At 52.5% G+C, this 13,658-nt stretch carries 12 protein-coding genes; 5 read left to right on the top strand and 7 right to left on the bottom strand.

The window, feature by feature from the left end; all coding sequences use genetic code 11:
* Nucleotides 1–52 precede the first annotated feature (52 nt).
* Nucleotides 53–2,776: an Rne/Rng family ribonuclease gene (locus ACT53G_RS05955; RefSeq protein ID WP_379075937.1), complete on the bottom strand. Its 2,724-nt coding sequence runs from the start codon at nt 2,774–2,776 to the stop codon at nt 53–55.
* A gap of 662 nt (nt 2,777–3,438) precedes the next feature.
* On the opposite strand from ACT53G_RS05955, the gene ACT53G_RS05960 reads away from it, so the two are divergent.
* The 5 genes from ACT53G_RS05960 (at nt 3,439) to ACT53G_RS05980 (ending at nt 7,184) form a co-directional block, all read left to right on the top strand.
* Nucleotides 3,439–4,515, top strand: a complete 1,077-nt coding sequence (locus tag ACT53G_RS05960) for a pseudouridine synthase (protein WP_379076917.1) — start codon at nt 3,439–3,441, stop codon at nt 4,513–4,515.
* A gap of 73 nt (nt 4,516–4,588) precedes the next feature.
* Entirely contained in the window at nt 4,589–5,242 is a 654-nt protein-coding gene (locus tag ACT53G_RS05965; RefSeq protein ID WP_194748440.1) for an HAD family hydrolase, read from the top strand.
* On the top strand, nt 5,239–5,589 hold the full coding sequence (locus ACT53G_RS05970) for a Rieske (2Fe-2S) protein (protein WP_313987870.1): 351 nt from the start codon (nt 5,239–5,241) through the stop codon (nt 5,587–5,589). The genes ACT53G_RS05965 and ACT53G_RS05970 overlap by 4 nt, the downstream gene beginning before the upstream one ends.
* A 98-nt stretch (nt 5,590–5,687) precedes the next feature.
* The gene (locus tag ACT53G_RS05975; protein WP_194748439.1) at nt 5,688–6,668 is read left to right on the top strand and encodes a S49 family peptidase; all 981 of its coding nucleotides are present in this window, start codon (nt 5,688–5,690) and stop codon (nt 6,666–6,668) included.
* 69 nt (nt 6,669–6,737) lie between these two features.
* Nucleotides 6,738–7,184, top strand: coding sequence for a GNAT family N-acetyltransferase (locus tag ACT53G_RS05980; RefSeq protein WP_379075941.1), 447 nt, complete (start codon nt 6,738–6,740; stop codon nt 7,182–7,184).
* A 119-nt stretch (nt 7,185–7,303) separates the two neighbouring features.
* Here the strand turns inward: ACT53G_RS05980 and der are convergent, their stop codons facing one another.
* The 6 genes from der to hisS form a co-directional block, all read right to left on the bottom strand.
* Complete coding sequence (der, locus tag ACT53G_RS05985) at nt 7,304–8,737, bottom strand: ribosome biogenesis GTPase Der (RefSeq protein ID WP_379075944.1); 1,434 nt, start codon at nt 8,735–8,737, stop codon at nt 7,304–7,306.
* Nucleotides 8,737–9,951, bottom strand: a complete 1,215-nt coding sequence (bamB, locus tag ACT53G_RS05990) for an outer membrane protein assembly factor BamB (RefSeq protein ID WP_379075947.1) — start codon at nt 9,949–9,951, stop codon at nt 8,737–8,739. The genes der and bamB overlap by 1 nt, the downstream gene beginning before the upstream one ends.
* 6 nt (nt 9,952–9,957) lie before the next feature.
* Nucleotides 9,958–10,596 carry a YfgM family protein gene (locus ACT53G_RS05995; protein ID WP_194747799.1) on the bottom strand — a complete coding sequence of 213 codons (639 nt, stop codon included), beginning with the start codon at nt 10,594–10,596 and terminating at the stop codon, nt 9,958–9,960.
* A 35-nt stretch (nt 10,597–10,631) separates the two neighbouring features.
* The gene (locus ACT53G_RS06000; RefSeq protein ID WP_476168940.1) at nt 10,632–11,441 is read right to left on the bottom strand and encodes an ATP-binding cassette domain-containing protein; all 810 of its coding nucleotides are present in this window, start codon (nt 11,439–11,441) and stop codon (nt 10,632–10,634) included.
* A 7-nt stretch (nt 11,442–11,448) separates the two neighbouring features.
* Complete coding sequence (locus ACT53G_RS06005; RefSeq protein WP_476146617.1) at nt 11,449–12,273, bottom strand: ATP-binding cassette domain-containing protein; 825 nt, start codon at nt 12,271–12,273, stop codon at nt 11,449–11,451.
* A 123-nt stretch (nt 12,274–12,396) separates the two neighbouring features.
* On the bottom strand, nt 12,397–13,656 hold the full coding sequence (gene hisS, locus ACT53G_RS06010) for a histidine--tRNA ligase (RefSeq protein WP_476168941.1): 1,260 nt from the start codon (nt 13,654–13,656) through the stop codon (nt 12,397–12,399).
* Nucleotides 13,657–13,658: the final 2 nt, after the last annotated feature.

Consider the following 13,658-nt stretch of genomic DNA (forward strand, 5'->3'; position numbering starts at 1 on the left):
CATAAAAAAAGAGGGCCTGACAGGCCCTCTTTTTTTATCAGACTCAGTTTGATTACTTCTGCGTCTCTACCATGACCAGTCCATCTTCACCGGTGCTGGCTTCGTCTTTTTTCCATTTAGCCGCATTACGTGGCTTTTTGGTTTTCTGGGTGGCTTCAACACCTGTATTCACCACTTCTGCTTTGGTTTCAACCAGTTGAATACCACTGTCCGCCTGGGTTTCTGTAGTTTTTGCCGCGGACGGTTTGCGTTTACGGGCCGGTTTCTTTTTCGCTTCCGCTGGGGCTTCTGTAGCCTCAGTCACGACAGGGGAGGACGTTGCAGCGGTTTCCACCAATTCAATCCCGCTGGTGTCTACTGCCTGATCAGCCTGTTTCGCTTTGGCTTTTCCTGCTGGCTTGCCTGCTCTTGAACGATTGCGCGCAGGTTTTTGTGCCTTGGGCGCTTCAGTCTGATTGTCATCTGCGCTTTGGATGGCGGTGTCTTCAACGGGCGTTTCCACTGTGGCAGCAGGGTTCTCTACGATTGGTGCGGCAGCCACTACTTCTACTGGGCTAACTGCGGCAGTTGTTTCTGTCACCGCAAACGTAGGCACTGTGTCAGCAACAACTGGTGCAGCGGCAAGATTGACGGATGCAGCAGTTTCAGTCACCACACTGTTTTCAGACTCTACAACGTTCTGGTTGGGCGCTTCATCACGGTTACGGCGATCACGGCGGCCATGACGGTTACGGCGGTTGCCGCGCTCACCACGTTCCTGCTTATTGTCGCCTGATTGCGCGGTCAATGCGGGCTGATTAGTCTCTGCTTTGACTTCTTGATTGGCTTGGCGCTCTTGACGTTCTCTCTGCGCAGGTTTTTCCTGTGCCGGACGCTCCTGGCGAGGTTTGCTACCATGCTGCGTTTCCTGTTGCTCTTTGCCTGCACGTTCATTGGCTGGACGCTCATTACGCTCTTGGCCGCGGTCACGCTGACGGTCACGACGGTTACGGTTTTTGTTCCGGTCACGGCCATGCTCTTTGCTTTCGCGCGCTGGTTTTTCAGGTTCTGAGGGCACCACTTCTTTTTCGTCCAGACCAAGCCAGGACTTGATCACGCCAAAGAATGACTTTTTCTGCTCAGTCACTTGTACCGGCGCAGGCGCAGGTTTCTCTTCTACAATCGGGGCCGATGTCGCAGGCGTAATGCCTTTGACTAAAGCTTCTGCTTTGGCAGGGGCTGCAGCCTGTTCCAGGCGATGCTGGTAATCAGACTCGCTTGGCAAGTCCACCATCTTGTAGCTGGCTTGCGTGGTTTCTTCGTTCACATCATCATGGCGGATACGCAAGATGTTGTAATTTGGCGTTTCCATATGGATGTTAGGAATCAGGATCACTTCCACGCCGGTGCGTTGCTCAATCTTGTGGATGTCGGCACGTTTTTCATTGAGCAGGAAAGTGGCGGCTTCAACCGGCAACTGTACCTGAATGATGGCGCTGTTGTCCTTCATGGCCTCTTCCTGCGTGATGCGCAGGATATGCAAGGCCGTGGATTCGATACCGCGGATATGACCGGTACCGTTACAACGAGGACAGGTCATGTGGTTGGTTTCGCCCAGGCTAGGACGCAGGCGCTGGCGGGACATTTCCAACAGGCCAAAGCGTGAAATCTTGCCCATTTGCACGCGTGCGCGGTCGTGATGCAAGGCGTCGCGCAGGGCGTTCTCGACATCACGCTGGTTGCGCTGGTTTTCCATGTCAATAAAGTCAATGACCACCAGGCCACCCAGGTCACGCAGACGCATCTGACGTGCCACTTCTTCGGCCGCTTCAAGGTTGGTATTAAACGCGGTTTGTTCAATATCTGCGCCTTTGATGGAGCGGCCAGAGTTGACGTCGATGGACACCAGTGCTTCGGTGTGGTCGATCACGATGGCGCCACCGGAAGGCAGACGTACTTCACGCGCAAACGCAGATTCGATCTGATGTTCGATCTGGAAGCGGGAGAACAGCGGAATTTCGTCCTGATACAGTTTGACGCGGGTCACATTGCCTGGCATCACGTGGTTCATGAACTGCAAGGCTTGCTCGTGTACGTCAGCGGTATCAATCAGGATCTCGCCGATATCAGCACTGAAGTAGTCACGGATGGCGCGGATCACCAGGCTGCTTTCCTGGTAAATCAGGTAAGCGCCAGGCTGGAAATTGGAGGCATCTTCAATCGCTTGCCACAATTGGGTCAGGTAATTCAAATCCCATTGCAGCTCTTCTGCATTGCGGCCAATGCCAGCGGTGCGGGCAATGATGCTCATGCCGTTAGGCACTTCCAGTTGCGCCATGGTGTCGCGCAACTCATTGCGATCTTCACCCTCCACGCGACGCGAGACACCGCCTCCGCGTGGATTGTTGGGCATCAAGACCAGGTAACGGCCAGCCAGCGAGATAAAGGTAGTCAGCGCAGCGCCTTTGCTGCCGCGCTCGTCTTTGTCTACCTGCACAATGACTTCCTGACCTTCTTTGATCACGTCCTGAATACGGGCTCGTCCTTGATCCGGTTTTTCCTGGAAGTAACTGCGGGCAATTTCCTTGAACGGCAAAAAGCCGTGTCTGTCAGTGCCGTAGTCGACAAATGCGGCTTCGAGAGACGGTTCAATACGGGTGATCACCCCTTTGTAGATATTACTTTTGCGCTGTTCTTTACCAGCGTGTTCAATATCCAGATCGATGAGTTTTTGTCCATCGACGATCGCAACGCGCAATTCTTCTGATTGCGTTGCGTTAAACAACATTCTTTTCATGCAGGGCTCCTAGACGAAGCCACAGAATAGAGATGTGCGCAGGGCGGGCCGTGGTCGTAAACAACCACCAGAACTTAACGAAGTGACCAAGATGTCACCGGGGATGTGCAATGGCTTTTGCGAGGTGCGCTACAAGATTGTCAGCGCAGCAGGCAGGCATCAATATGCACTTGAGTGCAGCCAACACTGAATGTGGCTGAAGACTCGGTTTCTGCAAGGGGCAGTGTGTGCGTGGCAGGAGTGTGTGACCTGTATTGTCCAGCGCGATAGACTGCAAAAATAAAACCCTAAACAGAGGGCAATTTCGTTAAAATTCGGGTTGGCTAACGCCGAGCTCATTTCTTTGGTTATTCTGCGTGAGCTTCGCGTTAAAACATTTCTAATTAATTATCGCTACTTGATGGCGAGCGGTATTCACCAAAATTTTTTTGATTCTGAATGCATTGACGAGACCCAAAATCTGGCGAGTCCGGATATCAGGGCTCTCAGGTCAGAGATGAAAACAGTTTGTCATCTCGAAATCGGCATGGCAATGTTGTCGCTTTTGCCGGTAAACCATTGATTCAGAATCTCGACAGTATATCCATAAGTCCTGATAAAGCAAAGCACGACCTGCAACTATGAGCTCACAATTACGATCATCCACATCCGCGACGGCCGCAATGGCTTCCAGCCTCGATTCCGAGCTCAGGCCCGCCAGTGATCGCGTCACATTCTTGATGGTGGACGAGGCGTCTGAAACACAGCGGGTAGATAACTTTCTGACCAAGGTGCTCAAAGGCGTGCCTAAGAGCCATATTTACCGGATTTTGCGCAGTGGCGAAGTCCGCGTCAATAAGAAGCGCGTTGATGCGGAATACCGATTGCAAATGGGCGATGAAGTGCGCGTGCCGCCCATTCGCCTTGCGGAAGCGGCAGCCAAGCCTGCCGCTCCAACGGTCAAGGCCAAGTTGGCCGAGCAAGTGATTTATGAGGATGATGCTATGCTGGCACTGAATAAACCGGCCGGGATGGCGGTCCATGGTGGCAGTGGTATCAGTCTGGGCGTGATTGAGCAATTGCGCCTGGAGCGGCCGCAAGCCAAATTTCTCGAGCTGGTGCACCGTCTGGACCGTGAAACCTCTGGCGTATTGATGATTGCCAAAAAACGCTCGGCTTTGACTGCCTTGCACGAAGCCATGCGCCATCATCATATGGATAAACGCTATTTAATCCTGGTGCAGGGGCAGTGGACAGAGGCGAAAAAGAAAGTCACCCTGGATTTGCAGAAATACGTGACAGAAAGTGGTGAGCGCAGGGTGCAAGTCGTGGATGAACCTTTGCTCAATCACGAAGCGGGCGGCAGAAAGTCACTCAAGGCAAGTGGCTTGACCGCCAAGCGACATGCGGCCAAAGGCAAGTTTGAGGTGGAAACGCAAATCTCTGAAACCTGGTTTTACCTGCAATCCGTGTTGGGACAGTACAGTTTTTTACAAGCCAAATTAATCACCGGACGTACGCACCAGTTGCGGGTGCAGTTGTCTCATTTGGGCTTCCCGATTCTGGGTGACGATAAATATGGTGACTTTGCCTTGAACAAGCAATTAAGCAAGCAGGGCTTGAAACGCATGTTTTTGCATTCCAGCGAGACGCGGATTGCCCATCCGCTGACGGGAGAGCCCTTGCATTTGGTGGCACCGTTGCCGGCAGAATTAGAAAGCTTTTTGCAACAACAACGTCAACTTCAGGCCGTAAAATAAAGTTGGTCGTGTGTTCTGGCCGCATCAATGTTGAGTTTTAAAGAAAGTTTGCTGAGTGAAGAAGTCTGATTTAGTGAAACAGTTTGATTTAATTGTCTGGGATTGGGATGGCACCATTGCAGATTCTACCGGTTTGATTTCTCAGGCGCTGATTAAGGCCGCAGAACAGGCAGGCCTACCCGGCCTGACCGAAGCACGTGCGCGTAGCATTATCGGCCTGGGACTGCGCGAATCCATAGAAGTACTGTTTGGTGATATTCCAGAGTTTCAGGCACAGGCCCTGGTCTCCAATTACAACCGTAACTATTACAACAATGAAAACAATATTGTATTGTTTGAAGGCATTGCCGAAACGATTATTGCCATCGACCGCAAAGGTTGCAAGCAGGCGGTCGCGACAGGCAAAGGGCGGCGTGGCTTAAATACTGCTTTGCAACAATCGGGCCTGGCCAGGTGCTTTAATGCCACCAAAACCGTGGATGAGTGTTTTTCGAAACCGCATCCGCAAATGCTGGATGCGCTCATGGACGAACTGGTGGTGATGCCAGAGCGTACCTTGATGATAGGCGACTCACAATATGATATGCAAATGGGCAAAAACGCAGGGGTGATCACGGCTGCGGTCAGTTATGGGTCGCAAACAGCTGAGCATTTACAGCAGTATTCCCCGGATTACCTGTTTCATGATGTGGCAACATTAAGCGCCTGGTTATTGGAGCAGACATGAGCCTGAACGCCGTCACTTTTGACAGTGCCGCCTTGCCTGAAAAAGGCGATGGGTTACGCTTTGATATCCCGGCGCTCGGTCCGCATGCCACCGGCTTTGTCGTCCGCTTTGAGGGCAAGCCCTATGCGTATGTTAATCGCTGTGCGCATGTGCCGGTGGAGCTGGACTGGGAGCATGGTAAATTTTTTAACATGACACAAGAGTGGTTGATCTGTGCGACGCATGGAGCCATGTACGCGCCAGAAACCGGCTATTGTGTGGTGGGGCCATGCCAGGGCAAGCGCCTGTCATCCATCCCTGTTACTGAAGCCGATGGCATGATCACGGTCCATCTCGATCAGTTTTAGTGATGAGGATTCGTCCGTGTGACAGCCTCTTAAATAGCCAACGGCGAGCACACAAATATTGCTAGAATAGCTAAAAATTAATAGACGAAAGTTGAATGATGCAAGAAAACCATACGCCATCCTCAGACACACAACCCAGCCCTGCCTCGCAGGATTGGGCTTTGCGCACGGTAGAAAAAATTGCACTGGCCGGATTGCAGGAGCAAAAAACAGCCAGACGCTGGTCTGTGTTGTTCAAGTCGCTGACGTTTATCTATCTGTTCTTCCTGCTCATGATGTTGTTGGGCTGGGTTGGGCAAAGCAAAAGCACCTCTATTGCACACACTGCGCTGATCGACATTTCCGGCGTGATTGAGGCCGGTGGCCAAGTCAATGCCGATGCGGTGATCAGCAGCCTCAATGATGCTTACGACAACAAGGGCACCAAGGGTATTATCTTGCGTATCAACAGTCCAGGTGGCAGTCCGGTACAAGCAGGCATCATCAATGATGAAATCCACCGTCAGCGCAAATTGCACCCGGAAATTCCTGTCTATGCCGTGGTTGAAGATATCTGCGCTTCGGGAGGCTATTACATTGCCGTCGCAGCGGACAAAATATTTGTCGATAAAGCCAGTATCGTTGGCTCTATCGGCGTGCTGATGGATGGCTACGGCTTTACTGAAGCCATGAAAAAAGTGGGGGTAGAGCGCCGTTTGATGACTGCCGGCGAAAACAAAGGCATGCTGGATCCATTCTCACCGGTCAATCCAAAGCAGCAGGCGTTTGCGCAAAGCATGCTCAATCAAATCCACCAGCAATTTATCACCGTGGTGCGTGAAGGCCGCGGTAGCCGCCTCAAGGAAGATGCAGACACCTTTAGTGGCCTGTTCTGGAACGGCGAAGAAAGTATCAAGCTGGGTCTGGCGGATGCGCAAGGCAGCGCAGAATACGTCGCCCGTGAAGTGATCAAGCAGGCTGAAATCGTTGATTTCACCTACCAGGAGACGGTTGTGGATCGCTTTGCCAAGAAGTTGGGGGCCAGCATGGCACAAGAGCTGGGCGTGAGCGCAAAAAATCTGTTGCCCACCTTGCGATAAACCTTTGAAAGGGATGCAAAGGGACCGCAAGGTCCCTTTTTTTGTTTGCCGTATGACTGAAGAACTCCCATGACACAACCATCCCGTTTCCATATTCGTCCAATCGCTGGTGAAGATCATGCCGAGTGGTCAGCCTTGTATGCTGACTACGCCAGGTTTTATGCTGTGAATCAGTCTGTCGCCAAGCGGGAACAGGTCTGGCAGTGCTTACACCAGCCGTCTCCCGCCATATTTGCTTTGGTGGCAGTAGATGCGCAGGGGCGCCTGATTGGATTTGCACATTATCGTGCTTTTGTTAGACCCTTGGCGGCGAGCATGGGCGGTTATCTCGATGATTTGTTTGTAGCATCCGCGGTCAGAGGGCAGGGTGTTGGCACCGCTTTGATCAAGGCAGTGGTGCAGATTGGACAACTGCAGGGATGGTCGGTGATCCGTTGGGTGGCTGCTGAGGATAACCAGCTGGCATGTGCCTGCGATGATAAGCTGGCAAGGCATACAAGGCTGGCAAACCTATGAAATCAGCTTGAAATAAGTCTGATTTCAAGTTGAGCACTCAAGAGGCGTGCTGCCTGTGCGTGTAAGCTTGACCGCGCAGGATGGAATAAAGTAAAAGCCCATCCTGAGCGCCCAAGCAATTATTTTTTGGTTTTATTTTGCTCGTTGCGCGCTTTCAGCTTGGCGCGCATTTCATTTTTACGTCTACGCATGGTGACCAGGCCTTCGCCTTTTTTGCGCTCGTCTTCTCTATCAAACGGGTTTTCACCCTGATGGTATTGCACGCGTAGCGGCGTGCCTACCAATTGAAATGCTTTACGGAACACCCCTTCGAGAAAACGCGTATAGCTCGCTTTGACGCCATCAATGTGGTTGCCGTGTACCACCACAATCGGTGGGTTGCTGCCGCCCTGGTGTGCATAGCGCAGTTTGGGGCGAATACCACGGCTGATGGGTGGTTGATGCTGGGTGGTGGCCTCGCCAAGCACACGCGTCAGTTGTGGCGTGGCTAACTTGGCCATGGCCGCCTTAAAGGCAACATCAACTGAGTCCAGTAACTCATTCAGGCCTTTTTTACGCAGCGCCGAGATATAGTGGAATTTGGCAAAGTCGAGGAATTGCAGTTTACGGTCGATTTCGCGTTTGATCCATTCTCGCTCATCATCCTGCAAGCCATCCCATTTGTTAATGGCGACGACCAGAGCACGTCCGGCATCGACAATATAGGCCGCAACGTGTGCATCCTGCTCGGTAATGCCCTCTTGGGCATCCACCACCAAAATAGCCACGTTGGCGTCTTCAATCGCTTGCATGGTTTTGATCACGGAGAATTTTTCAACCGCTTCAAAGACCTTGCCGCGCTTGCGTACGCCCGCAGTGTCAATAATCGTATAGTGCTTGCCGTTCTTTTCGAGCGCGATTTCAATCGAGTCGCGAGTCGTGCCTGGCTGGTCAAAGGCAATCACGCGGTCTTCTCCCAGCAGCGCATTCACCAGTGTCGATTTGCCTACGTTAGGGCGGCCAACAATTGCAATGCGGGGATTGTCCGGATTCACAGGCTCGGAAGCTTCGATTTCCTTATCGGCGATGGTTTCCAGCGCCAGTTCAATCAAGTCTCTGACCCCTTCGCCATGCGCGGAAGAGATGGACAGGGGTTCACCCATGCCCAGTTCATGAAAGTCAGCGCTGACGATGGCTTTGCGCATGCCTTCGGTTTTGTTCACTGCCAGCAGCACCGGCCGCTGGGCCTTGCGCAAGGTTTGCGCAATGGTAAATTCTTGCGGTGTCAGGCCTGCACGGGCGTCGACCAGGAAAATAATGACATCGGCTTCATCAATGGCAAGCAAGGTTTGCTTGGCCATTTCTTTCAAGATACCCGTATCTGCGGTGGGCTCAAAGCCGCCGGTATCAATGACCAGATAGGGCTGGCTGGCGCCCAGGCCTCGGCCGTAGTGCCGGTCACGCGTGAGACCAGGCAAATCGGCGACCAGCGCATCTCGCGATTTGGTCAAACGATTGAATAAAGTAGATTTGCCGACATTGGGTCGGCCAACAAGCACGATGGTAGGTAGCATTATTTATATGTCACTGCGTAAAGGTGACCGTCACGCGATTGTGCAAGAAACTGGTTGGCATTGGTGCCTGCGATCAATGCCATAAGGGGTTTGGAACCTAATTGCAGACGACCAACAAAGCTGCCGTCATCCTGGCTCAGTAAATGGACATAGCCTTCCAGGTCACCAACAGCCACAATATTGCTGAGTGGCAGAGGCACGGTCAGGTTACGGTAGCCCAGGTTGCCCTGGCGCCAAAAGGTTTTGCCATTGCTGGCATCCAGTGAGTAGACTGAGCCGATGGTGTGGCTCAGGTACACTTTGTTATTCTCTGCGGTCAGGCCGACATAGCTTGAAATATCGCGGCTCCACACCACTTGTCCACGCTGACGGTCAACCGCGGCGACTTTGCCCTGATAAGCTACCACATACACCAGCGGGCCATCGACAAACGGCAGGCTGGTGATGTCGGCAATCCGTTCGATTTCGGTCACGCCTTTGGGTTGGGCAACCGTTGCTTCCCAAATCAGTTTGCCATTGTCGGCACGAATCGCCACCAGTTTCCCGCCAGGGAAGCCTGCATAAATGGCGCCGCCATCCACGACGATGCCGGCATGCGTTTTGAGCGAGAGGGAAGGGGTGGCACGTTCATAAGACCATTTGCGTCGGCCATCCGCCGCATCAATGCCGTAAATGTGGTGATCGGTGGTACGTACAATCACCGTACCATCATAATAGCGCGGGGAGCCTTGTATTTCACTGGAGAGCACGGCGCTCCAGAGCTTTCTGCCATTCAAGTTGAGTGCATAGACGTGGCCTTTGCTGGTCCCGACCAATACCAGGCCACCGCCCAGTCCTGCGCCACTGCTGATGGGCTCGCCTAATTCTGTTTGCCACAGCGTTTTGCCATTTTCTGCAGAAAGCTGCATGACGCTGCCTTCAGCATTGACGGCATATACCATGTTGTCAGCCAGGACGGGCACGTAGCTGAAACGGCCTGCCTCGCCCACATCGGTGGACCACTGTACGCGTGTCTCGTAAGAGGATTTGATTTCCTCAAGCTCTACAGGCGGGTTGGCAGGCTCGGCGCCAAAAATACTTTCACTTAAATTGGTTTTAACATCGTTGAATGCCGTACACGCAGTCAAACTGCTCCCGATGAAACACAGGGCAACCAGTGTCCATTGTTTGAGACGGTGAGACGGGACAGGCATGGCGGCAACATTCAACTTCATCAGCAATTATCCTAAAGCATCCAGCTTTTGCTGGGTCAGGTAAAACAATTTTCCTTCAGGATCAAGCGCTTGCAATGCTTTGGTATAGGCTTGTTTCGCTTCTTTTTCCTGTTTTTTCGCCATCAGGATATCGCCAAGCAAACTGTTTTTAATGCCATCAAAGCCTGGGTCATTGATGCCTTCCAAGGTTTTCTTGGCATCGTCCAGTGCATTGCGCTCAATTTGCAAGCCGGCAATTTCAATGGCGGCCATCTGTTTAATGGCGGGTTCTTTTGCTTCAGCCATCGCCCAGCGCAATTGCTTTTCAGCGGCTTCGGACTGCTTGGCTTCATGCAATGCGCGCGCTGCAAACAGGGCGGCACGGCCTGCATAAGGGGTCATGCTGTAGTCTTGCTCAATGGCTTGCGCTTCTTTGCTAATTTGCTCGGCTTTTTTGCTATCAACATCCAGCAAGGAACTGCTGATCAAGGTCTGATAGGCGGTAGAGGCGGCAGTGGCCTTGCTATTCATGTAAGACTGGTATCCTTGCCAGCCGCCATAGACGACGACCGCTGCAATCACCAGGCGGGTGACCAGTTTACCGTTTTTGTTCCACCAGGCTTTAAACTCGTCTAGTTGTTCCTGTTCTTCCAAATCGTATGCCATTGAATTTCCTGCGTATTCTTGTATTAGGATCTTAATTATGCGGCAGCCCCGCGCAGGCCTTGACCAGGAATTGCGCTGAGCAGCTGTTGGGTATATTTTTGTTGGGGAGCATTATAAATGGTTTCTACGCTTCCTTGCTCAATTACTTTGCCTTTTTGCATGACCAGAACCTCATCGGCAATATGTCTGACCACGCGTAAATCATGCGTGATAAACAGGTAACTGAGCCCCATTTCTTGTTGCAGTTGCTTGAGTAATAGGAGGATTTGCGCCTGCACTGATACATCTAGCGCCGACACCGGCTCATCGCAGATGACCAGCTTGGGCTGCAGAATCAGGGCACGCGCGATGCCGATACGCTGGCGTTGGCCGCCTGAAAACTGGTGCGGATATTTGCTGGCATCTTCAGCTTTTAGCCCGACTTTTTCCAGCATCTCAAAGACGCTGTTTTGTTGTTGTTTTTTATCGCCGACGCCATGGATCACCAGGCCCTCGGCAATGATTTCACCCACACGCATTCTAGGGTTGAGTGAAGCAAATGGGTCCTGAAACACCATTTGCATATGGCGGCGTGCATGACGCAGGCTGCTTTGGTCTAGCGCGAGAAAGTCCTGACCATCGAACAGCACCTGGCCTTGGTCTAGCGGCAACAGGCGCAAAATGCCGCGAGCCAGTGTGGATTTTCCGCTGCCAGATTCGCCGACCACAGCCAGCGTACTGCCGCGTTTGAGTTGCAGGCTGACATCGTCGAGGGCATGTATGGTCTGGGTATTCAGCCCGAGCGTGCCCGTCCGCTGGCGATAACTTTTGCTTAGATGATGGGCTTGTAACAGGAAATCCGTCATATCGACCTCACGCAGGCGTCAGCCAGTCATAGCGCATGGGCTGCAACACTTTTTTGCCCTCAGCATCAGGCACGCAAGCGAGCAAGGCACGGGTATATGGATGCTGTGGCGCATCCAATACCTGGTTGACCGGGCCAGCTTCTACGATTTCACCTCTGAACATGACGATGACATCGTCGGCAATATCCGCGACCACACCGAAGTCATGGGTAATAAACAACATCGCCATATTCAGCCGTTGCTTGAGTTCATCGAGCAAGCGCAGCACCTGTGCTTGCACGGTGACATCTAGCGCAGTTGTCGGCTCATCGGCAATCAGCAGGGCAGGTTGGCAAGCAATGCTCATGGCTATCATGACACGCTGACGTTGCCCGCCTGAAAGTTCGTCGGGATAACTGTTGGCGCGCGTGGGATCAATGCCCACTTGCGTTAGTAATTCAGCGACTTTTTGTTTAAGTGCGGCACCTTTAAGCGCTAAATGCGTTTGCAGTGGCTCACCGATTTGAAAGCCGATGGTGAGTACCGGGTTTAACGAGGTCATGGGCTCCTGAAAAATCATGCCGATTTGTCGACCACGGATGGCTTGCATTTCTCGCTCGCTTAATTGACTGAGATCCTGGCCTTGAAACACCACGCGGCCTTGCATGCGCAATTGCGGGGAAAGTAGCTTCATGATGCTGAGCGCAGTGAGGCTTTTGCCGCTACCAGACTCACCCACGATGCAAGTGGTCTTGCCACGGGCGAGGCTGAGCGAGGCCTGTTTGACCAAGTAGCGCCCTGGCGCATTGGCCGGGTAAATATTGAGGTCCTGGATATTTAAGATTTCGCTCATGTTGATAGATCAATCACCAGATTCACAAAATTACGGATTTATCGCCATGCCAGCGACCGTTGTTGATATTTACCAGCCTTGCTATTCAGACCAGTCATCATTCAAACAGAACACTGCCGTCAATCAGCCCGCATTAACGATGGAGGCGACTTGATCAAAGCTGACACGTGCTTGTTCGCCTTGACCCAGCATGGGTTTTAAGGTGAGTTCGTCAACGGCTGCTTCATCATCCCCAAAAATGCCGGCAAAGCGTGCACCGCTGCGGTCAGCCTTTTTCATTTGTGATTTAAAGCTACCGCCACCGGCGTGCAAGACCACCTTGAGTCCCATGCTACGCAGTCTTTCGGCCAGCGTAAAGGCTTTTTGTGTCGCCAACTCGCCCACATTGACCAGGTAAATATCGGGTTGGTTCTGGGCGGTGACGCCATATTCCTGCATCAACAGGAATACGCGTTCCAGACCAATGCCAAAGCCGCAAGCTGGCGTTTCGCTACCACCAATGCGTTCTACCAGCGTGTCGTAGCGTCCGCCGCCGGCAATGGTGCCTTGCGCGCCAAGTTTGGTGGTCACCCATTCAAAGACCGTGCGGTTGTAATAGTCCAGACCACGCACCAGTCTGTGGTTGATGGTATAAGCAATGCCAGCCTGATCAAGCAGGGTGCACAATTGGGCAAAATGCTGCTTGGATGTTTCACCCAGGCAATCCATCAGCTTGGGGGCCGCCTCACACATGGCCTGCATGCGTGGGTTTTTCGTATCCAGAATGCGCAGGGGATTGCTATGCAGACGACGTTTTGCGTCTTCATCCAGCAAGTCCATGTGTTGCTCAAAATAGGCAATCAAGGTTTGGCGATATTGCGCGCGCTCCTCGGCATCACCAATGCTATTTAACTGTAATTCAACGTCGGCAATGCCCAGCGCTTGCCACAGTCTGGCCAGCAAGACGATTTGCTCGGCATCCACATCGGGCCCTTCAAAGCCAAAGGCTTCTACGCCGATTTGGTGAAACTGGCGCTGACGGCCTTTTTGTACGTTTTCATGACGGAACATGGGTCCCATATACCACAGGCGTTGCGGGCCATTGTAAGTGAGATTGTGTTCCACCACGGCACGTACGCAACCGGCCGTGCCTTCCGGGCGCAACGTCAGTTTGTCGCCATTGAGCTTGTCTTCCCAGGCGTACATTTCCTTTTCCACAATATCTGTATGCTCGCCTACGCTGCGCACAAACAACTCGGTCGGCTCGACCAGTGGCATGCGGATATTGTTGTAACCATACTGGCTCAAGATCCGGCGTGCCGTATCTTCAAGCTTGAACCACAAGGGCGTGGCTTCTGGCAGGATGTCGTAAAAACCTTTAATGGATTGAAATGTTTGACTCATCT

Source organism: Methylophilus sp. DMC18, assembly GCF_056314005.1.

Excerpts from the sequence above, each read along its gene's own strand:
- ACT53G_RS05955 (WP_379075937.1), bottom strand. The coding sequence starts at position 2,776 with ATGAAAAGAATGTTGTTTAACGCAACGCAATCAGAAGAATTGCGCGTT.
- ACT53G_RS05960 (WP_379076917.1), top strand. The coding sequence starts at position 3,439 with ATGGCTTCCAGCCTCGATTCCGAGCTCAGGCCCGCCAGTGATCGCGTC.
- ACT53G_RS05970 (WP_313987870.1), top strand. The coding sequence starts at position 5,239 with ATGAGCCTGAACGCCGTCACTTTTGACAGTGCCGCCTTGCCTGAAAAA.
- ACT53G_RS05975 (WP_194748439.1), top strand. The coding sequence starts at position 5,688 with ATGCAAGAAAACCATACGCCATCCTCAGACACACAACCCAGCCCTGCC.
- ACT53G_RS05980 (WP_379075941.1), top strand. The coding sequence starts at position 6,738 with ATGACACAACCATCCCGTTTCCATATTCGTCCAATCGCTGGTGAAGAT.
- der (WP_379075944.1), bottom strand. The coding sequence starts at position 8,737 with ATGCTACCTACCATCGTGCTTGTTGGCCGACCCAATGTCGGCAAATCT.
- bamB (WP_379075947.1), bottom strand. The coding sequence starts at position 9,951 with ATGAAGTTGAATGTTGCCGCCATGCCTGTCCCGTCTCACCGTCTCAAA.
- ACT53G_RS05995 (WP_194747799.1), bottom strand. The coding sequence starts at position 10,596 with ATGGCATACGATTTGGAAGAACAGGAACAACTAGACGAGTTTAAAGCC.
- ACT53G_RS06000 (WP_476168940.1), bottom strand. The coding sequence starts at position 11,441 with ATGACGGATTTCCTGTTACAAGCCCATCATCTAAGCAAAAGTTATCGC.
- ACT53G_RS06005 (WP_476146617.1), bottom strand. The coding sequence starts at position 12,273 with ATGAGCGAAATCTTAAATATCCAGGACCTCAATATTTACCCGGCCAAT.
- hisS (WP_476168941.1), bottom strand. The coding sequence starts at position 13,656 with ATGAGTCAAACATTTCAATCCATTAAAGGTTTTTACGACATCCTGCCA.